Source organism: Streptomyces caelestis (assembly GCF_001279005.1).
In the GTDB taxonomy this organism is placed as follows: domain Bacteria; phylum Actinomycetota; class Actinomycetes; order Streptomycetales; family Streptomycetaceae; genus Streptomyces; species Streptomyces heliomycini.
On record NZ_LGCN01000051.1, the window covers coordinates 103811 to 123568 of the forward strand.

The 19758-nt window shown below is 70.9% G+C and carries 19 protein-coding genes, 1 pseudogene and 2 riboswitches; of the genes and pseudogenes, 11 read left to right on the top strand and 9 right to left on the bottom strand.

What is annotated here, in order from left to right; translation table 11 throughout:
- Window positions 1-33: 33 nt before the first annotated feature.
- From ADK41_RS05665 to ADK41_RS05685, 5 genes are read right to left on the bottom strand one after another with little or no spacing between them, the layout of a single operon-like run.
- On the bottom strand, window positions 34-783 hold the full coding sequence (locus ADK41_RS05665) for a class I SAM-dependent methyltransferase (RefSeq protein ID WP_030833478.1): 750 nt from the start codon (window positions 781-783) through the stop codon (window positions 34-36).
- Window positions 752-2020: an MFS transporter gene (locus ADK41_RS05670; RefSeq protein WP_051843473.1), complete on the bottom strand. Its 1269-nt coding sequence runs from the start codon at window positions 2018-2020 to the stop codon at window positions 752-754. The genes ADK41_RS05665 and ADK41_RS05670 overlap by 32 nt, the downstream gene beginning before the upstream one ends.
- Window positions 2013-3254: an ATP-grasp domain-containing protein gene (locus ADK41_RS05675; protein WP_030833483.1), complete on the bottom strand. Its 1242-nt coding sequence runs from the start codon at window positions 3252-3254 to the stop codon at window positions 2013-2015. Before ADK41_RS05675 ends, ADK41_RS05670 begins: the two co-directional genes overlap by 8 nt.
- Window positions 3251-4273, bottom strand: coding sequence for a cysteine synthase family protein (locus ADK41_RS05680; RefSeq protein ID WP_030833486.1), 1023 nt, complete (start codon window positions 4271-4273; stop codon window positions 3251-3253). The genes ADK41_RS05675 and ADK41_RS05680 overlap by 4 nt, the downstream gene beginning before the upstream one ends.
- Window positions 4270-5181, bottom strand: a complete 912-nt coding sequence (locus ADK41_RS05685) for a hypothetical protein (RefSeq protein WP_234319007.1) — start codon at window positions 5179-5181, stop codon at window positions 4270-4272. The genes ADK41_RS05680 and ADK41_RS05685 overlap by 4 nt, the downstream gene beginning before the upstream one ends.
- Window positions 5182-5381: 200 nt before the next feature.
- Window positions 5382-5617, bottom strand: a riboswitch (cobalamin riboswitch).
- A gap of 205 nt (window positions 5618-5822) precedes the next feature.
- Here ADK41_RS05685 and ADK41_RS05690 point away from each other — a divergent pair.
- Window positions 5823-6809, top strand: coding sequence for a ferric reductase-like transmembrane domain-containing protein (locus ADK41_RS05690; protein WP_030833491.1), 987 nt, complete (start codon window positions 5823-5825; stop codon window positions 6807-6809).
- Window positions 6810-6842: 33 nt separating this feature from the next.
- A riboswitch (cobalamin riboswitch) is annotated at window positions 6843-7020 on the top strand.
- 46 nt (window positions 7021-7066) lie between these two features.
- Entirely contained in the window at window positions 7067-7471 is a 405-nt protein-coding gene (locus ADK41_RS05695) for a hypothetical protein (RefSeq protein ID WP_078662118.1), read from the top strand.
- On the opposite strand, the gene ADK41_RS05700 is transcribed toward ADK41_RS05695, so the two are convergent.
- The gene (locus ADK41_RS05700; protein ID WP_030833497.1) at window positions 7440-8138 is read right to left on the bottom strand and encodes a hypothetical protein; all 699 of its coding nucleotides are present in this window, start codon (window positions 8136-8138) and stop codon (window positions 7440-7442) included. The genes ADK41_RS05695 and ADK41_RS05700 overlap by 32 nt on opposite strands.
- Before the next feature lie 278 nt (window positions 8139-8416).
- On the opposite strand from ADK41_RS05700, the gene ADK41_RS42820 reads away from it, so the two are divergent.
- The 3 genes from ADK41_RS42820 to ADK41_RS05710 all read left to right on the top strand — a co-directional run bounded on the left by ADK41_RS42820 (window position 8417) and on the right by ADK41_RS05710 (window position 10049).
- Window positions 8417-8800, top strand: a complete 384-nt coding sequence (locus ADK41_RS42820; RefSeq protein WP_245174606.1) for a hypothetical protein — start codon at window positions 8417-8419, stop codon at window positions 8798-8800.
- Between the two features lie 23 nt (window positions 8801-8823).
- Window positions 8824-8946: a hypothetical protein gene (locus ADK41_RS43845; protein ID WP_267883154.1), complete on the top strand. Its 123-nt coding sequence runs from the start codon at window positions 8824-8826 to the stop codon at window positions 8944-8946.
- A gap of 116 nt (window positions 8947-9062) precedes the next feature.
- On the top strand, window positions 9063-10049 hold the full coding sequence (locus ADK41_RS05710) for a CPBP family intramembrane glutamic endopeptidase (RefSeq protein ID WP_030833499.1): 987 nt from the start codon (window positions 9063-9065) through the stop codon (window positions 10047-10049).
- 82 nt (window positions 10050-10131) lie between these two features.
- Here the strand turns inward: ADK41_RS05710 and ADK41_RS42455 are convergent, their stop codons facing one another.
- Window positions 10132-10398, bottom strand: a complete 267-nt coding sequence (locus ADK41_RS42455; RefSeq protein ID WP_199822415.1) for a hypothetical protein — start codon at window positions 10396-10398, stop codon at window positions 10132-10134.
- 270 nt (window positions 10399-10668) lie between these two features.
- Between ADK41_RS42455 and ADK41_RS05720 the strand changes: the two genes are divergently transcribed.
- Window positions 10669-12567, top strand: coding sequence for a cellulose binding domain-containing protein (locus ADK41_RS05720; RefSeq protein ID WP_234319013.1), 1899 nt, complete (start codon window positions 10669-10671; stop codon window positions 12565-12567).
- A 146-nt stretch (window positions 12568-12713) separates the two neighbouring features.
- Here the strand turns inward: ADK41_RS05720 and ADK41_RS05725 are convergent.
- A pseudogene (locus tag ADK41_RS05725) lies at window positions 12714-12917 on the bottom strand (hypothetical protein); the annotation flags it as partial.
- Between the two features lie 172 nt (window positions 12918-13089).
- Here ADK41_RS05725 and ADK41_RS05730 point away from each other — a divergent pair.
- The 5 genes from ADK41_RS05730 (at window position 13090) to ADK41_RS05750 (ending at window position 17197) form a co-directional block, all read left to right on the top strand.
- Window positions 13090-13593 carry an IS3 family transposase gene (locus ADK41_RS05730; protein WP_078662120.1) on the top strand — a complete coding sequence of 168 codons (504 nt, stop codon included), beginning with the start codon at window positions 13090-13092 and terminating at the stop codon, window positions 13591-13593.
- A 297-nt stretch (window positions 13594-13890) separates the two neighbouring features.
- Window positions 13891-15192: an alpha/beta fold hydrolase gene (locus ADK41_RS05735; RefSeq protein WP_030833510.1), complete on the top strand. Its 1302-nt coding sequence runs from the start codon at window positions 13891-13893 to the stop codon at window positions 15190-15192.
- Window positions 15193-15246: 54 nt separating this feature from the next.
- Window positions 15247-15882, top strand: coding sequence for an MBL fold metallo-hydrolase (locus ADK41_RS05740; protein ID WP_030833513.1), 636 nt, complete (start codon window positions 15247-15249; stop codon window positions 15880-15882).
- A gap of 52 nt (window positions 15883-15934) precedes the next feature.
- Entirely contained in the window at window positions 15935-16714 is a 780-nt protein-coding gene (locus ADK41_RS05745) for an exodeoxyribonuclease III (protein WP_030833516.1), read from the top strand.
- Window positions 16715-16789: 75 nt separating this feature from the next.
- Entirely contained in the window at window positions 16790-17197 is a 408-nt protein-coding gene (locus tag ADK41_RS05750) for a DUF6278 family protein (protein WP_030833519.1), read from the top strand.
- 1321 nt (window positions 17198-18518) lie between these two features.
- On the opposite strand, the gene ADK41_RS05755 is transcribed toward ADK41_RS05750, so the two are convergent.
- Window positions 18519-19718 (bottom strand): cytochrome P450, encoded by a 1200-nt coding sequence (locus ADK41_RS05755; protein ID WP_030833521.1) that lies wholly within the window; start codon window positions 19716-19718, stop codon window positions 18519-18521.
- Window positions 19719-19758: the final 40 nt, after the last annotated feature.

Genomic DNA, 19758 nt, shown 5'->3' on the forward strand with positions numbered 1-19758 from the left:
CGTGCGGACCCGGCCGCACGCCCCGCGCCTCCTTCACGCTTCGCGGACCGCCCGAAGGACGAGCCGCTCGGCACTCTCGTCGTAGGGGCGCCCGTCGAACCCGCCGAAGACCTCCACGCGGCCGAACCCCGCCTCCTCGGCCATCCGCCGCAGCTCCACCGCGCTGTACACGAACCAGGTCAGGGTGGCCCGCGTCACCCGCTCGCCCCGGACCAGCACCCACTCGCTGCGCAGCCGCGCCCACTCGTCCAGCACGGTGTCGGTCTGCACCATCAGGTCGTCGCCCCGCCGCACCACCTTGGGCGGGGTGACCCTGCGGGCCAGGAGCTCCTTCCCGGCGAGGTCCAGGACGAGCGTGCCGCCGGGCGCCAGGCAGGTGTGCATGGTGCGCAACATGCGCGCGTTGTCGGCGGGATCCTCGAAGTACCCGAAGGAGGTGAACATGTTGAGGACGACGTCGAAGCCGCCCGGTGCCTCGTACTCGCGCGCGTCGGCCCGCACGTACGTCACCTCGGCGCCGGCGTCGGCCGATCGCTTGCGTGCCCGGTCCAGCATGGCCGGGCTCAGGTCCACTCCGGTCACGCGGTGGCCGCGACGGGCGAGCGGCACGGTGAACACCCCCGGCCCGCAGCACAGGTCCAGCACGCGCGACCTCTCGGGGAAAGCCAGCAAGGGGGAGGTGTCGAGCAGTTCCTCGGCCTGCTCGTGGCGCTGCTCGGAGAAGAGGAAGTCGTGGAACTCGGTCCAGAAGTCATCGTCCTGGAATCCGCCCGTCCGTGTCATCGCGCGTCAGTGCTCCTTCGTGGTCGCCGTCGGGGGCAGGGCGCCGCGCCGTGCGACGGCGCAGCGTGAGCAGCAGAGGGGGAAGCAGCAGACACTGGGCGGCTGCCAGCAGCCAGAACCAGCCGGTGTGTCCGGCCCGTTCGCCGAGGCCGTACAACTGCCCGCCCAGCACGCCGCTCGCGCAGGCGCCCAGGCCCGCGGCCAGCCGCTGCCGGCCGAAGACCACGGCGTCGGAGCGCGGGCTGCGGCGCAGTGCCTCCAGGTCGTTCTTGAGGAACAGCACGATGTCGCCCAGGGTGATCAGCGCGCCGCCCGCCAGCAGCGCCGTCCGGGTGCCGGCCGCCAGCACGGCCAGGCCCGCCGCCAGGCCCGTGAAGCCGGCCGCGAGGGCGAGGGCGTACGGCATGCGCCGGATCAGGCCGGACGCGAGCGGCTGTACGACGATGACCAGCGTGAAGCAGAGCAGCAGCACCACGCTGTAGAAGGCGCTGGAGGCGCGCTCGACGGCGTACACCGCCAGGAAGTGCTGGAAGTGGAAGTAGAGGTAGAAGGCCAGGGCGTTGGCGGCGAACGGCAGGAGTGCCACGCCGGCCAGGAGACCCGAGGGGGCCGTCTCCTGCGATCCGGTGGGGTGTTCCGCGGTGGTCCCCGGTAGCCGTGCGTGGCCCGCCGTGACCGCGAGGAACAGCGCCGTGACGGCCGCGAACAGCCAGCCGGGCGACGACAGGACGAACGGCCCGGCGATCAACGGGCCCACGGCCATGCCCGCGTTGAGTGCCGCGTTGCCCGCCGACAGGAACGCCGGGCGGCGCTCGTCGTCGACGCCGTGCACCAGGTACGCCTTGTTCGCGGGCAGGTAGAGCGCGGCACCGCAGCACGTCAGGACCAGCGCCCAGATCGCCAGGGGCGGCCAGCGCAGGGCCAGCAGGAGCCCGGCGAAACCGGCGGTGCGCACGACGAGCGCCCACAGCATCGTGCGGCGCAGCCCGATCCGGTCCGCGAGGGCTCCGCCGAAGACGCCACCGGAGAACTGCACGAGCGATGCCACGGCCAGGACGACGCCGACCGTGCCGAGCCCCATCCCGAGCCGTTCGTGCAGGAACACCGACATGAACGGCAGGACCATGAAGCTGCCGAGCGGAATGAGGAACGAGCTGAGCAGCAGGAACCGCAGCGGACGGGTGAGCGGGAACAGCGAGGCCCGCAAGCCCGGTCCCCGGATGGTGCGCTCACCCACCGGGCGCCTCCCGGCCGGCCGGGTCGGTGCGTACCCGCAGGGCGCCCGCGGCGGCCACCGCGCGGTGGGTGGCGAGTTCGGCGGTCTCCGCCTCGGCGTACACGATGCCCGCGTATCCACGGCTGTCGTCCAGGTGCTCGATGAGGTCGCCGGCCTGCTTGACCGGGTACCAGGCGGGCGTTCCCGGCATGTCGGTGAGCCGGTCGAGCCCGGCGACCCCGGTGAACACGCCGGGTGCGGCCGGATAGCCCAGAACGAAGGCGACGGCCGGGCCGCCGGGCAGAGCCGCGTCCATGAGACGGGGGCGGCGGCCGAGCGCGGCCTCGACCATCGCCTCGTACACGTTGACGCCGAGCGCCCGGCACATGCCCTCCCCGACCAGGGCGCCCCCTATGCGGGGATTGACCTCCACCACCTCCGGGCCGTCGGCGGTCAGGACGAACTCCACGTGTGCGAACCGGTCGGTGTAGCCGATGGCGGCGAGCACCCGGTCGAGCCAGCGCTCCAGCGATGTCCGCTGCGGGCCCGGGAAGGCGACGGGGAAGGCGGTGATCTCCTCCCGGAAGTGCGGCTCCGGCGACATGAGCCGGCTGGAGACGCCCAGCAGCCGGGTGCGGCCGTCCCAGGTGAGCGTCTCGGCGCTGTACACCGGGCCGCTGAAATAGGGCTCGGCGAACAACCGCCCCTTCAGGTCCCGACCGGACGCCTCCGCCAGCGCCGCGTCGAGTTCGCCCTCGTCACGGACCAGCCACACGTTCTGGCTCCCGGTGCCCGCCGTGTCCTTGAGCACGAGCGGCAGTCCCGCCTCCTTGAGCAGCGGCCCGCGTGCCTCGCGGTCCGGCTCGGCGTTTTCGACGGCCCTTGCGCGGGTGAGGCCCGCGTCGTGCAGCCGGTTGCGTACGGCGGCCTTGTCCCGGGTCAGCCGCAGGACGGCCGGATCGAGACCGGGCAGGCCGAGGCGTTCGGTGAGGGCGGCGCCGGCCAGGGTCCAGGTGTCGGTGGAACTGATCAGACCGCGCAGCCCCGGGACGCGCCGGAGCAGGCCGGCGGTTCGTTCCACGTCGAAGGTGTCGGTCACGACGACGTCGAGGGCGCCGGCGGGAAGCCGGTCCAGTTCGTAGGCGTAGTAGGCGGGGTCCCGGGTGAGGAGCAGCAGGCGCTCGCCGAGCCGGTCGGCGGCGCGGACCAGATGGCCGAGGCCGAAGGTCAGTGACTCCAGGCAGGCCACGGTCATGCCGCCCGCTCCTTCCCGTGGGCCGGGCAGGGAGCGCGCTGCCACGTCATCCTCGACCAGGGCATGGTCATCTCCTCCGGAGTGCGGACCTCGAGGGGTTTCAGCGCGGCCGGGTCCAGGGCCTCGGCGTGCCGGGCGAACACACGCTCCACGTAGCGGTGTCCGGTGTCGGCCCCTATCACCAGGTGCAGTCGGTCGGGGTGACGGCGGGCCTCGTACGCCGCCGTCAGGTAGCCGGCTCCGGTGGACAGCCCGGCGAACACCGCGTGCCCGCGCAACAGGGCGACGGCACCGGACATGGCGTGGGTGAAGTCCAGCCAGTGCACGGTGTCGTAGAGATGGTGGCGGACGTTGTCGAAGACGATCGACGAGCCGATGCCGGCGATGATCGCCTCGGGATCGTGATGGTCCTGGCTGCCGAAGGTGACGCTGCCGAAGGGCTGGACGCCGACCAGACGCACCGAGGGGTCCGCAACGCGCAGGCGCTCCACGATGCCGCCGGTCGAGGCTCCGGAACCCACCCCGCCGACGACGGTCAGCGGTGCGGCCGGGAACTCCGCCGCGATCCGGTCGGCGACCTCTCGGTAGCCGAGGTAGTGGACGTCGTCGTGGTACTGGCGCATCCAGTGGTGGCCGGGATGCTCGGCGAGTATCTCGCGCACTCGTCGCACCCTCAGTTCCTGGTCGAGTTCGAGGTTCCGCGACGGTCCGACCTGTTCCACCGCGGCGCCGAGGATCTCCAGCTGGGCGAGGGTGGTGGCGTCGACGGTGGTGGACGCGACGATGTGGCACCGCATGCCGTACCGGTGGCAGGCCAGTGCGAGGGCGTAGGCGTAGATGCCGCTGGAGCTGTCGATCAGGGTCTGGCCCGGACGGACCGTGCCCCGCTCCAGCAGGTGACGGACGGCGGCCAGGGCCGAGTAGATCTTCATCGACTCGAACCGCAGCAGGACCAGGCCGTCGGTGAGCCGGACGAGGTCCGGGACTTTCAGGGCGTCGGCGATGTGGGGGTGGATCACCCGTAGCCTCCTCGGGCGAAGGTGCACTGGTGGCCGAGCGAGTGGAAGAACGCGGAGAGTTCGGACTTGACCTCGGCTCGCGGGCGTGAGGCGAAGAGATAGCCGGCCAGGCAGCCGGTGTGGGCGACGAAGACGCCGTCGGCGCCGAACCGCTCACGGTGGGCGTGCAGGCTGCCGAAGGTCGCCTTGGGCAGCACCTCCTGGGACAACGCGGCGCTGACCGTCGCGGCACGGGCGACGGCGGCCGGGTCTCCCGAGTCGAAGCCCTTCACCAGATCGGTCAGGCACCGTCGGTACTCCTCGCCGCGGCGCCGGTAGTGGTCCAGCAGCAGGGGAGTGACGGCGGCGGTGTCCACCGTGCCGGGTTCCGTGACGAAGGCGGTGTGGAAGCCGACGTCCGGGCCCAGTCGCCGCACCACCCGGTGCCGGCCGCTGAGATACAGGGCGAACTCGTCGAGGAAGACGCTGTCGGCGCGCTCGATGCCGGCCAGGACGCCGAGGACCACGTCCGTGTCGTACGGCAGGGAGAAGACGCGGAACAGACAGCGCAGCGTCGCCACGATGTCCGCCGTGGAACTGGCCATGCCCACGCCCACCGGCAGTTCGGAGTGGGTGCGCCAGTCGCCCGGGGGCAGGGCGAGGCCGTAGTGGTCCAGGAAGAGCCGGGCCGCCTGCACCGACTTCTCTCCGAGCGGCGGCGTGTGCGGTGGAGGACCGGCCGCCGTCCTCGGAGTGAAGTACACCCAGGAGTGGCGGTCCACGGGGAAGGACACCACCGCGATCTCAGGCTCGGCGCCCGGTCCCAACGGGCCCTGGTACAGCTCGCCCAGAGTGCCGTGGCAGACACCGGACACCGTGCCGCCGGACACGTCCGGCTCCTGGAGGACGCCCGCGACGGGTCCGGGCACCGCCGGCTCCGGTCCGTCGGACGACACGCCGACCCGGGGCCGGCACGGCCGACACGAACCGTCCGGGTTCCGCACGCCGTCCTCCTCCGTCCAGGTCCTTGAACACCGACGGGGACGGAGGCGCGGTCACACGCACGACGTACGACGTACGACCGACCGTACCGCCGACCCAGTCCACGAGGTCACGTGCACAGCCCGCGCGGGACGCGGGCGCAGTGGCAGGTCTTCGGACTCGCGGGCACGTCCGCCGACAACACGACGGATACCTACCGGCCGTCTCTTCCCCGGCCCTGACGCGGGCCCAGTGACATCGACGGCTCTCGTTCCCACTCACCGCTGCGGGACAGCCCCGGATTCGCACCGGGTTCCCTCTTGCGTCGCGCCACCGGGCGTCCGGGCGGACGGGAGGCGCGAACCGACTGCGTGCATCAGAGTAGAGGCGCTCGTATTCCCGCGACAGTGGTGCTTCGGCGGTTGTCCTGAATGTGGAGGGGAGGCGGAAACCAGGTGTGCCCCGTGTGGTTCCCCCGGCGGTTATGGCCGGTTAACGCCTCTGGGGATCGCTGCCCCGTCGGCCAGACTTGTCGTCTCACGCCACATGCGCACCGCTGTTGCGGTGGCCCGTGCCCGGGAGGCCCCTGATGACGTCGGAGACGAGGCCGGACGAGGACGGGGCGGTGGCCCCGCTGGGACGGCGACGGCCTCCCGGCGACCGCGTCGCGCTGCGCGGCGATCTGCGCTCCGCCCTGCCCGACGCCGGCGCGGCGGTGGTGGTCACGGCGCTCGTGTTCGCCCTGCTGTGGGCGCGCATGGAGTCGGGTGCTTCGGACACGGTCGCGGTCATGCCGTTCATGGACGATGCCGGCACCTACTGGATGTACCTGCTCAGTCAGGCGTTCGGCTGGTCGGGGCTGCTGTGGGCGTGGGGCACGGTCGTGCTCGGCCTGCTGCTGTCGGGGCCGCGTCCCGCCCGGCTGCCGGTCTCCCGGCAGGTGCTGGAGCGCTGGCACCGCACCACGAGCCTGACGACGATGGCGCTGATGTTCGCGCACGCGCTGATGTTCGCCGCCGAACTCGTGCGCTACGAGACGAAGGTGGACTGGGCCGAGCGGTTGTGGGTGGCCTTCGCGGACACCTTCGTGCCGGGCTGGTACGACTCCGGCACCGGCGAGATCGCCATCCCGATCGGGCAGGGCGCCCTGTACCTGGCGATTCCGCTGGGGCTGCTGTTCTACGTCCGGCACCGCATCGGAGCGAACGCCTGGCGCCGGCTGCACCGGTTCGTGATCGTCGTCTATGCGCTGAGCGTGTGGCACACGCTGCTGTACGGAACCAACGTCTGGTACGGGGAGTGGCCGCGCACCGTCCTGTGGCTGCTGCAGCTGCCGGTCGCGGTGCTGCTGTCGCTCCGTCTGTGGAGACCGGCCCGGCGGGCCGAACGGCTGGGCTCCCCGGGCGGGCACGAGGGCGCGGCCCGGCCGGGGTGGTGGGTGCGGGCGGCCGGACGGGTCGCCGTCGCAGCCGTCGTCGTCGGGCTGCTCGTCGTGGTGGTGTCGGGCCGTGACGGCGGACGGGACCGCCCGGCCCATCCGCCCGCCACGGCCCCCCACGCCCAGGAGACGGACTGACGGCCGGCAGCGGGCGGGCCGGACGGCGTCCCGGAATGGGATGATGGCCGACGACAGGGCGACGGCGGAACGAGGAAGCCGGTGTGAATCCGGCGCGGTCCCGCCACTGTGATCGGCGAGCGATTCCCGACAGGCCACTGCCCGAGGATGGGTGGGAAGGCCGGGAGGAGCATCGACCCGAGAGCCAGGAGACTCACGCGGTCGCCTCCTCGACGGACCACCGGGGCGGATCTCCCCGGAGAGAGGGACGGCACCGCATGCCCGCAACGCCGACCGGACGAACGACTCACGACGCGAGGACCGAAGCGGCGGCCGGCCCCGTGCCGTGCCGCATCGTCGTGTGCCGCGACTGCTGCTGCGGCAGCCCCAAGGTGACCGGCGTCGACCACGCGGCCCAGACCGAACGCCTGCGCGCCGCGGCACCGGTACGCGTCTCCGACTGTCTCGACGTCTGCGACCAGGCCAACGTCATCGTCGTGCAGCCTTCCGCCGAAGGCCGCGCCGCCGGTGCCCGGCCCGTCTGGCTCGGACTGGTCAACGACCCGGACGCGACCGAGGACATCGCCGCCTGGGCACGCGCGGGCGGACCGGGCGTGGCACCTTCGCCGGACATTCTCGACCTGTACGCCATCACGCCGCCACGACGGCGTCCGGCCTCCTGACCGTACGGACGGAGAGCCGGAGGAAGGACAGGAAGGCGAGGATCGGGCCCTGGCCGTTCGGGTTGCCCTCGGTGGTGCAGCGTCCGACGCCCGACTGTCTCGCACCCCGCAGGTAGGACGGATCGCCGATGGCCACCATGACCTTCTCGTCCGCCTTGATCTTGTTCGCCGTTCGGCGGTGGCGGGCGATCGCCTCATGCATGAAGCCCAGGTGGTGCTCGAAGGCGGGATCGTCGAGTGTGTCGGCCACCAGAAGCCTCGGCGGGCGGCGCGTGATGTCGGCGTCGTGGGACCGGAAGGCGTGGTGCACACGGAGTTCGGCGACTGCGTACGGCCCTGTCTGTTTCTCCCACCCGACCAGTCGGCCCGACAGCTCCCGGAGGAGCCCGGACTTGAGCGTGCTGCCGTACTTCAGTGACAGGGACTTGGCGACGTGATCGATGATGCTGATGAGGAAGGTTCCGGTGCCCATGACCGGATCGACGACGGTGACGTCCTCGCTTCCGTAGCCGTCCTCCTGGCCGAGCCGGTTACGCAGCACCTCGTCGGTGAAGCCGACCATGAAGCGGACGACCTCGCCGGCCGTGCAGCAAGTACCCGTCCGCCGTCGCAGTTCCGCGTGGCGGGAGATCAGCAAAGCCGCCACCGAGGTCGGCCGGGACGTCACCCCGCACCTGCAGAGCCGGCCGCGCTACGCAGACCCGATGCTCACTCCCGCACGTGCCGCGACCGCTCGAACGCTCAGCTTCGCCGCCATGTCTTCGGCGATCATCTCAGCTGCGGCCTGCAAGACCCTCTCGCGCGTTCCCGTGCCCTGCTCTTCTCCTGCTCCTCGGCCCTTCACGGGACCACTAGTACAGTGTGCTAGCGTCTTACTGGCACGGTGTACTAGTGGCGTCGCGGCCGACGGCTGAAGGGTGCGGGTACATGTCATTAAGGCGACGGATGGCGTCGCAACGTCTGATGCCAGGAGACGGAGGGGGACTACGGCCGTTGCGCTGGTGGCAACTATCCCTGCGCTCGCTGTTCTGGCTGCATCCGGACACTGCCGACGGCCACACCCGGACGTACGCCGTCGGCGTGCGGCACTGGGCGCGGCTGGACGACGGCAAGATCCGAGCGCGCCTGTTCCAGGACGCAAGACATGTGGCCGAGGCGAAACCGCCTGCGGTCTTCCCGATCGAAGGCGGCGTCATCGAGGTGGCGACGAGCAACTTCGGCAAGCGCTGCCGTCACTGCCCCACGGCCGGACAACCGCATCAGCTCACTCCCGTCCGGCCTCGGCCGAGGGACGGCGAGCCCGCCTCGGCGCCGACCACCCGACGCTGAGCAGGGGGATCAGCGTCGTCTCGGTGCCGCTGCTTCTGATCGGCGTGGGCCTGAACCTGCTGCAGCTCGCCGAACCCCTCTCAGAAATCCCACAGGCCGCGGAGAGGGGCGGGACGTTCGAAGCGCCCGTCCGCTTGCCGCTGTGACTGAACATCACCCTGGGCGCCGGAGCCGTCCTGGCAAGCATGGAGCGCGCCCTCCGGCTGCGGTACTCCTCACTGCTCGACGCCGCCGGCCGCTGATCCGTCCACGAGAAAGGCACATGAACACGATGACCACACCCAGCTGGCTCCTCACGCCGGCCCCGCCGCGCAACGTGCGCGCCGTACCCGGTGGAGTGGCCTACCACCGCCTTCTCGCCGGCGAGAAGCGCCGCATCGGACGCGGCATTCTGGCGATCGTCCTGCTGCTGGCCGGACTCGTCATATTCCCCACCGTCGTCGGCAGGGCGCTTGCCCCCATCGACCAGCGGATGGGCGACACCCCGCCCATCATCGGCGGCGACGACTACACTCCGCTCTTCCATGCCGGCTCGATGATTTCACTCGCCCTGCTCATCCCGTGGAGCATGCTCATCCAGCGCTGGCTCTACGGCGTGCCCGGCGCCGCACTGCACTCGGTGACCTCCCGGTTCCGGTTCGACCTGTTCGGCAAGGCCCTTCTCGTGTTCGGCCCCGTCTGGGCCGCCGTGAACCTGATCGGTCTGCTGGCCCCGAGTACCGAGGTGGCCTGGTCGCACTCCGACCTCGTCGGCATCTTCGTCGCCACCCTCCTCCTCACACCACTGCAGACAACGGGAGAGGAATACGGTGTCCACGGGTTGATCTTCCGCGTCATCGGTAGCTGGACCCGCAGCTCACGAGCGGGAGTCGTCGCCGGGGTGCTCGTGTCGAGTGTGCTGTTCACGGCTGTGCACGGTTCCACCGACCTCTACATCAACATCTGGTACTTCGTCCTGTGGAACTGCCTGGCGATCACCACCTGGCGCACCGGGGGCCTGGAGGTCGCGATCGTCCTCCACGCCATTCTCAATACGGGCGCCCTGCTCGGCGCGTCGCTGCTGCGCGTCGACCTGGGCGGGCAACTCTCCGACCGGTCTTCCGGAGTCGGTTCCCCCATCCTGCTCGTTCCGGCCCTCGCCGTCATCGTGATCACCGCGATCATCTGGTGGTGCACTCGCAAAACGGGGCCCGTGCTGAGCCCGCCGTCTTCCTCCGGAGCACGCCGTGAACCGTTCCTGGTTCGGTAGAGATCCAAAATATCGGGTGTGAGCCGGGGTCTCGTGGTGGTGAGGCAGTGGTTGTTCTCGTATTCGACCGGCGGGACGTGGCCTATGCCACCGTGGAATCCTCGGCCGCCGGGGCTTGATCAGTGGTCTTGAACAGGCCGATCGTGCTCTCCATGAGGACGTTGTCGTAGGCGTCTCCGCCGGCTCGAAGCGCACGGGGCCCGCGAGCCGGCGCCGGCGGCACCGCGTTCTCGTGCCGCGGGGCCAGAAGTTCGGGGCCTTTGGCGACCTGCCGGCGCAGGAGCACAGCCGGGACCCACAGCAGCTTCCTCGTCCCCTGATACATCAGCGAGAAAATCACCCACGGCATCGTCCCAGGCGACCCTGAGCGCCACCAGACCCCCTACGACCTGCAACAACACATTTCTGAACGGCACGCAACCGGACCATTGACGTCGCCCGCACCCCCTTCTATGGTATGGGAGCGCTCCCATCGGCGCTGAGTCCGGACGTCACTCATGCGTCCCCTTTGCTGCCGATGAACATCCGCACTGTTGTGAGCGCTCACACCCGGCACCCAGACCTGCGCGCCCCCACCGAGGCACTGGAGACAGCCATGGCCCCACGACACGACGATTCGATGACCTCGTTTCCGAGCCGGAGGGCTGTGCTGACCGCGATCGGCGCGGTACCGGTCCTCGCGGTGGCGATGCCTTCCCCCAGTGCGACCGCCGCGGCCGCGGCCGCCGTGGTCGTCGACCCGTCTGTGCGGCGGCAGACGATCCGGGGCTTCGGCGGGATGAACCATCCGGCATGGGCGGGGGACCTGACGGCGGCCCAGCGGGACACGGCGTTCGGCAACGGCACGGGCCAGCTGGGGTTCTCCATCCTGCGGATCCACGTCGACGAGAACAGGGCGAACTGGAGCGCCGAGGTGGCCACCGCCCAGCGGGCGATCGCGCACGGGGCGATCGTCTTCGCCTCGCCGTGGAACCCGCCCGCCGGCATGGTCGAGACGTTCACCAGAGGCAGCCAGACCAACGCCAAACGCCTCCGACGCGACAGCTACGCCGCCTACGCGCAGCACCTGAACGACTTCACCCAGTTCATGAAGAACAACGGCGTCGACCTGTACGCCATCTCGATCCAGAACGAACCGGACTACGCCCATGACTGGACGTGGTGGACCGCCGGCGAGATCGTCACCTTCCTGCGCAACAACGCCGGGTCCATCAGCACCAGGATCATCGCCCCGGAGTCTTTCCAGTACGTCAAGAGCATGTCCGATCCCCTTCTCAACGACGCCGGCGCCCTGGCCAACCTGGACATCCTCGGGGCGCACTTGTACGGCACGCCGTTCTCGAACTTCCCCTACCCGCTGTTCAAGCAGAAGGGGCAGGGCAAAGAGCTGTGGATGACGGAGGTGTACTACCCCAACAGCACCGATTCCGCCGACCTGTGGCCGGCGGCGCTCGGTGTCGGGGAGCACATGCACCGTGCGATGGTGGACGCGGAATTCCAGGCGTACGTGTGGTGGTACATCCGGCGCAGCTACGGCCCGATGCGTGAGGACGGGAAGATCAGCAAGCGCGGCGCGGTCATGGCCCACTTCTCGAAGTTCGTCCGCCCTGGTTATGTGCGGATCGACGCGGCCTCGAACCCGCAGACGAACGTCTACGTCTCGGCCTACACGGGTAATTCCACGGTGGTCATCGTGGTCGTCAACAAGAACTCGGCCGCAGTGAGCCAGCAGTTCGTGTTGGCGAACACCGCGTCGGCCGCTGTCTCTTCCTGGGTGACGGACGCGAGCAGGACCCTCACACCCTTGAGCGGGCCGGGTGTGTCGAACGGCTCGTTCACCGCCACAGTTCCGGCGCAGAGCGTGACGACGTTCGTCGTCACCGTGGGCTCGTCCAACGGGACTGACACACAGGCGCCCGGTACGCCCGGTTTGCCGACGGCCGCAGGGGTCACCAGCACCTCGGTCACGCTGAGCTGGACGGCCTCCACCGACAACGTGGGGGTGATCGGGTACGACGTGGTGCGGGTCAGTGGCGGTACCGAGACGCCGGCCGGGTCGTCCGCGACCGCTCAGGCCACCGTCACCGGACTGACCGCCGGCACCGCCTACACCTTCGCGGTCTACGCGCGCGACGCGGCCGGTAACCGCTCGGCCCGCAGTAGCACCGTGACTGTCACCACCACCGCGGGCCCGACGGGCGGTTGCGGGGTCGGTTACCAGGTCGTCGGGAGCTGGAGCGGCGGCTTCCAGGGCGAACTCGTCATCCACAACACGGGCAGTGCCGCGCTCAACGACTGGACGCTCTCCTTCTCCTTCACCGCGGGCCAGACCATCACCCAGATGTGGGGAGGCACGCCCACACAGAAGGGGGGTGCCGTGAACGTGGTTCCCGTCGACTACAACCGCAGTATCCCTGTGGGCGGTTCGGTCACGATCGGCTTCATCGCCGGCCAGGGCAGCACCAACCCTGCACCGACCACCTTCGTCCTCAATGGTGGCACCTGCGCGAACGAGTGAGGAGCGGTGAACCGCGGCCGACGCACTGTGGGGATGCTCTCCCGGCACCTGCACGGCGCGATCCGCGACCTTGTCCGCACAGGTTCCACTCATCCGTGGGACGGTGAATCCTTCGGACTGCCGGGTGTCAATTCAACAACCCTGTCTCACATCCGGTGGTGACGGAGGGGGTGCTGTCCGAGGAGGACGCGGTGGCGGAGCAGGGTGAAGCCTGCTCGGCCGTGCATCTGGCGCGCGATTCGCTTGATCTTGGTGCTGACACCTTCGGCGGGGCCGGCACCGTGCGGAAGTGCGAGTGCGGCGTTCACGGCGTCGTGGTCTCGGTCCGGGCCCCGGAGGAAGGCGTGCAGAATCAGCTCCGAGTCCCTGCGGGGCTGGTATCGCCGGGCGAGGGCGGGTCCGGCGAGCCGACCAGCGCCGAGCGCGAGGAACTCAGGCGGCTGCGCGAAGAGGTCCGCGAACAGCAGCAGGCCATCGAGATCCTGAAGAAGCAACGGCCTTCTTGGCGAAGAAGAACGACCGGTGAGCGAGCTGTACCGGTTGATCCATACGGAGAAGGCGACGTACCCGATCGTCCTGCTGTGCCGGGTACTGAAAGTCGCCCGCTCCTCCTCCTGCACCCGGCGCGAGGGCGAGGCCGCCCGCCGCGCCCGCCAGGCCGCCGACGACGCGCTCGCGCACGAGATCGTCGTGGTGCACATCGCCTCCCGCCCCACCTGTGAGGCCCCGCGCATCCATGTCGAACTGTGCCGCCTGAACCGACGGGTGAACCGCGAACGCGTCGCCCGCGTGATGCGTGCACACGACATCCGCGGTGTCGTCCACCGCAAGAGGCGTCCGCTGACCCGCCCTGATGCGAAGGCGAAGGCGAAGCCGGCCCCGGACCTGATCGGCCGCGACCTCCATGCCGATCGCCCCGGCACCAAGCCGGTCGGTGACATCACCTACCTGCCCACCGCGGGGGCCGGCTCCACCTCGCCTGCCGGCTGGACCTGGCCGCCCGCGAGGCAGTCGGCTACGCCATGACCGACCACCACCGCGCCGAGTTCGTCGTCCCGGCCTTCGAGACGGCGCCACACGCTTTGCTGCGAACTGGGAACAGTCGGCAGCTGTGCTGATGAAGGAAACAGCGCGTCAACGTGTGGACCGGGCGCGAGCGCGGCCGGCAGGACACGCTGCGTCAAGGGCACCCGTGCACCCTGAGAGGCCCGGACTCGTCGAGGAGGCTGTCGGCAGTGCCCGACGAGTCGAGCCGCGGGTGCAACGAGCCACCGGCTTCCCCGGGCTGTGTGAGATTTCGTGAGACGTGAGAGGGTCTGGGGCGTGAGCGAGACACCACCCAACACCCTGCAATACCGCTTTGACGGGCCAGAAGACGCTCCGGTCCTGATCCTGGGTCCCTCACTGGGTACCACATGGCACATGTGGGACCGGCAGGTTCCCGAACTGACGAAGCAATGGCGTGTGTTCCGGTTCGATCTGCCGGGACACGGAGGCGCCCCCGCCCACCCCGCGGGCTCGGTCGCCGATCTCACCGCGCGGCTGCTCGCCACCCTCGAAGCGCTCGGCGTGCAGCGCTTCGGCTACGCGGGCTGTGCGCTCGGCGGCGCCGTGGGGATCGAGCTGGCCCTGCGCCACCCCGAGCGCCTCGCCTCCCTCGCGCTGATCGCCGCCTCGCCCCGCTTCGGCACGGCGGACGAGTTCCGCCGGCGCGGGGTGGTCGTACGGACCAACGGGCTCGACCCCATCGCCCGCTCCGCGCCGGAGCGCTGGTTCACCGGCGGGTTCGCCGCCGCCCAGCCCGCGATCACCGAGTGGGCCGTGCAGATGGTGCGCACCACCGACCCCGGTTGCTACATCGCCGCCTGTGAGGCGCTCGCCTCGTTCGACGCGCGGGCCGGACTCGGCAGCGTCGGCGTGCCGACCCTGGTGCTGGTCGGCTCCGAGGACCAGGTCACCGGCCCCGCCGAGGCCCGTACCCTGGTCGCCGGGATCCCGGACGCCCGGCTCGCCGTCGTACCCGGCGCCTCCCACCTGGTGCCGGTGGAGCAGCCGGCCGCCGTCACCGATCTGCTGGTGCGGCACTTCTCCACCGCCTGGCAGCCCGGCTTCGACACCGCCACCGGCCACGTCGCCATGCCCGCGGCGGCGGTGAAGCCGGCGCCGGCCGTCGCCCCGCCGCAGCAGTCCCCCGTCGCCGAGATCGCCCCGCCGCCCGTCGCACCGCAGCAGCCGCAGGGCAGACCGGACCCCTACGACGCCGGGCTCAAGGTCCGCCGGGAAGTGCTGGGCGACGCACACGTCGACGGGGTGCTGGCCGAGGCCGACGCGTTCTCGGGCGACTTCCAGGAGCTCGTCACCCGCTACGCCTGGGGCGAGGTCTGGGACCGGCCCGGACTCGACCGGCGCACCCGCAGCTGCGTCGCCCTCACCGCCCTCGTCGCCGGCGGCCACCTGGAGGAGCTCGCGCTCCACGTCCGGGCCGCCCTGCGCAACGGGCTCACCCCGGACGAGATCAAGGAGGTGCTGCTCCAGACGGCCGTCTACTGCGGCGTCCCGGCGGCGAGCAGCGCCTTCCGGGTGGCCCAGCAGGTCGTCCGCGAGGAGACCACGCCCCAGGAATGAGCCCTTCCGGGGTGCTGTGCGCGGCCGTGGGCGGCACGGAGGCAGGATGGAATCATGAAGCTCACGAAGAAGTCGCACGCCTGCGTCCGCCTGGAGAAGGACGGCCGCGTCCTCGTCCTCGACCCCGGGATGTTCAGCGAGCAGGACGCGACCCTGGGCGCGGACGCCGTCCTGGTCACGCACGAGCACCCCGACCACTTCGACGAGGGCCGGCTGCGGGCCTTCCTGGAGGCGGATCCGGCCGCCGCGATCTGGACCCTGAAGTCGGTCGCGGAGCAACTCTCGGCGGCCTTCCCGGGCCGCGTGCACACCGTCGGCCACGGCGACGCCTTCACCGCCGCCGGTTTCGACGTCCAGGTCCACGGCGAGCTCCACGCGGTGATCCACCCGGACATCCCGCGCGTCACCAACGTCGGCTACCTCGTCGACGGCGGGAAGCTCTTCCACCCCGGTGACGCGCTCACCGTCCCCGACCGGCCGGTCGAGACGCTGATGCTGCCGGTCATGGCCCCCTGGAACAAGATCTCCGAGGTCATCGACTACGTCCGCGAGGTGAGGCCGCGGCGCGCCTACGACATCCACGACGCCCTCCTCACCGACCTCGCCCGCCCGATCTACGACCGCCAGATCGGCGCCCTCGGCGGCACGGAACACCTGCGGCTCGCGCCGGGGGGCTCCGCCGAGCTGTGACCCCGCGGGCGGCGGGCGGGCGTTGTCACAGGCGCCGGGTAGGTTGGGGAACATGCGCATCGCGACCTGGAACGTGAACTCGATCACCGCCCGCCTGCCGAGGCTCCTGGCCTGGCTGGAGAGCAGCGGCACGGACGTGCTGTGCCTCCAGGAGGCCAAGGTCGCCGAGGAGAGGTTCCCGGTCGAGGAGCTGCGCGAGCTGGGCTACGAGTCGGCGGTGAACGCCACCGGCCGGTGGAACGGCGTGGCGGTGCTCTCCCGCGTCGGCCTCGAGGACGTCGTCAAGGGCCTGCCGGGCGACCCCGGCTACGACGGCTCCGTCGAACCCCGCGCCGTCTCCGCGACCTGCGGCCCGGTCCGCGTCTGGTCGGTGTACGTGCCCAACGGCCGCGAGGTGGACCACCCCCACTACGCGTACAAGCTCCAGTGGTTCGAGGCGCTCAAGGCCGCCGTGGCCGGCGACGCGGCGGGCGGGCGGCCGTTCGCGGTCCTGGGCGACTACAACGTGGCCCCGACCGACGACGACGTCTTCGACCGGGCCGTCTTCGAGGGCTCCACCCACGTCACCGCCGCCGAACGCGCCGCCCTCGCCGCCCTGCGCGAGGCCGGTCTCTCCGACGTCGTCCCGCGCCCCCTCAAGTACGACCACCCCTTCACGTACTGGGACTACCGTCAGCTCGCCTTCCCCAAGAACCGCGGCATGCGCATCGACCTGGTGTACGGCAACGAGCCCTTCGCGAAGGCGGTCACGGACTCCTACGTCGACCGCGAGGAGCGCAAGGGCAAGGGCGCCTCGGACCACGCGCCGGTCGTGGTGGACCTCGACGTGTAGCGGGGCGCCGGCCGGCCGCCGTCCGACCCCGCGCGCCTGTGGTGCGCGGCACGGTACGAATGACAGGCTGGCGGTATGAACATCCCTTTCCTGGGCAGCCGGCGCCGGAAGACGGGGATGCCCGATCCCGAGGGCATCGCGGAACTCCTCGCCGAGTGCGAACTCCTCCGCACCCAGGCCGACCGGGCGGGGGTCCGGCTCGACGACTCCCCGGCCTCGTTGGAGGCACTGGACCAGCTGGTGCCGCGCTGGCGGGACGACGAGGAGACCTCGACCTGGCTGGGCAACGACGCCGGGCTGTACCTCGGCACCGTCATCGTGCGCACCGTGCCGGGGGCCGCCTGGGAGATCCGGGCCGACGGCCAGCCGGTCCTACGGCTCACCTCAGGCCGGGAATTCGACGTCGTGGACGCCGGACACGCGTGGGCGGCCGACGGCGTACCCGAACTGTCGCAGCTGTACGCGGAGGTCGCGGAGGCGTGAGGCCCCGGCCCGCGGCCCGGTGTGCACGCGGCCGGCGGCCGAAGGGCCGTGTCGCGCCGCCTCGGTGGTCCCGTGACCGGGCCGCGTGACCTCGACGGGTACGCCGGGGACCTCCCCTCCTGCGGGACACCGGGCTCACCCCGGGCAGGGCAGGGGCGGCCGCCGTCATCGGCCCGTCGGGGCCGGGGAGTCGAGGCCGCGCCGGGCGGTCGAGCGGCCGGCGCCCGTCCGGTCCGGCACGCTCCCCTTCGACGAGCCGGCCTCCGCCCCGGACCCGGAGGCGGTCGACGAGGCCCTGGAGGCCGTGCGGCAACCGGCCGGCGAGGGCGTGACTGTGATCACGGACACGCACGGGACGGGCTCCGTCCCCTCGGCCGCCGACCGCGCGGCCCCCATGGCCGACGGCCGGATCGCGGAGGACCGCGCGCCCGGCGGGTTCCCGGCGACCCGAGCGGCGACCGGGCCGAGGACCTCCTCTCCGACGCTTCGGGACCCTCGGGGACGGACCGGACGACGCCCCCGGACCCGCCCGCCCGGACCTCGACTACGATGGTTCCTTCATCCCGGTGGGGGAGGGGTCTTCGCGTCAGGAGCGAGGGCGCCGTCATCGGGAGGGGCCCACCGTCCCGCGTCCACGGGGCGGCGGATCACATCGGCCGGGCCCGTCCGGCGGCAGCCGGAGATCACTGCTCGCGCGGCGGACGCGACCCCGACGGGTCGTCCGCCGACGAGGAGAAGGTCAGCTGCGCGCCGGACGGGTGGTGCTGAGCGGGGTCAGCCCGCCCGGTGACCGGTGCGCGGCGGACGCGAAAAGCCTGGCGGGACTCAGGCCCGGCCGAGCGCTGCCAGGGGTGACGGTCATCGGCGATGACCTCAACACCGGTCCGATCGTCCCGTACCGCAGACGCCCGGACGCCCCTTACCGAAGGGTGAGGAAGAGGACAACGTCGCCCACCGCGAAGTCCGTGCCCGCCTTGAGCGCACCATCTCCCGCGTGAACAACCCGGTATCCTCAACGATTCCGCGACGCGGCGACGGCCTCCACCACGCCGTCCAGGCCGTCGCCCACACGTACGATCCTGCCCTCGCCGCGTGACCGAACGCGTACCACCACCGCTTCAGGCTGCGTGATCACGGCCTTCTGCACGGCCCTTCGGACCGGCGCGGGGACGACGACGCCGGAATCCGCGGGAAACGTGGTGGGGAGCGTGACGCGCGTGAAGGCCGAGGTGTCACCGCCGTTCGTCTCGATCGAATCGTCGGAGCCTGGATCGATCTCGCCGGTCCGAATGCGTGCGCTCGAGTTGACGGGTCCGCCGCTTCACCAGGCGACGGGCAGTTCGTGCAGGCCGTTCACCATCGTCCCGGTCTTCCAGCGCAGTTCCTCTGCGGGGACGGCCAGCCGGAGGCCGGGCATGTCCTCCAGGAGGACCTCCAAGGCCACCTGGAGTTCCACTCGCGCCAGGTGGGCGCCGATGCAGTAGTGCGGGCCGTGCCCGAAGCTGAGGTGCGGGTTGACGGCCCGGTCGAGGACGAGGTCATCGGCGCGGTCGAACACCTCCGGGTCCCGGTTGGCGGCCGCCGTGTCGACCAGGACGGGATCACCGGCGCGGATGAGAGCCCCGCCGAGTTCGATGCTCTCGGTGGCATATCGGGGGAAGGCGAAGCCGTTGGGCAGCGGTACGTAGCGCAACAGTTCCTCCACCGCGCGGGGAAGTGCCTCAGGTCGGCCGAGCAGTGAGGAGAAGCGGTCGGGGCGGGCCAGCAGAAGGTAGCAGGAGTTCGAGATCTGGTTGAAGGTGGTGACGAAGCCCGCGCTGATGAGTACCGGGGCGAGGGCCATCAGTTCTCCCATGGTGATGCGCCCTTCCTGATCATGGGCCCGTACGAGGGCGCTGAACAGGTCGTCGCCGGGCTCCCGGCGTCGCAGTTCCACCAGGTCGGCCGTATACGCGGCGAACATGGTGTTCCACTTGTTGAACTCCTCGGCCGTCACGGTGTGGGACATCATCACGTCCAGCCAGTCCCGGACGCGGACGTGGTTCTCTTGGCCGATGCCGAGCAGTTCGCCGATCACGGTGATCGCCAGAGGGAAGGCGAATCCGTTGCCGAGGTCCGCCGGAGCGCCCGACTTCCGGATGCCGCACGACAGTTCTCCGGCGATCTCACGCACACGGTCGCGAAGCCGCTCGACACGGCGGGCGGTGAACGCCTTCGCCACCGTGCCGCGCAGTCGGAGGTGGTCCGGCCCGTCGGTGGACAGCAGCCCCCCGCCGCTCACCGCGACCGGCCTGACGCGTGGCCGGTCCCGGCCGAGCGCCGCGGCCATGCTGAACCGGGAATCGCCCAGCAATGACTTGGCGTCGGCGTACCGGGTGACGAGCCAGGCGTCCTCGCCGTACGGCATGCGCACCCGTGCCGGCGGCCGTTGCCGCAATTCGGCGTAGATGGGGTGGATCTCGAGTCCGTCGGGTTGTTCGAAGGGATAGGCGAGCGGTTCGCACTGTGTCGTTGTCGTCATCGTAGGCCCTTCCTGGGGCGGGGAATTCGAAGAGGACGGG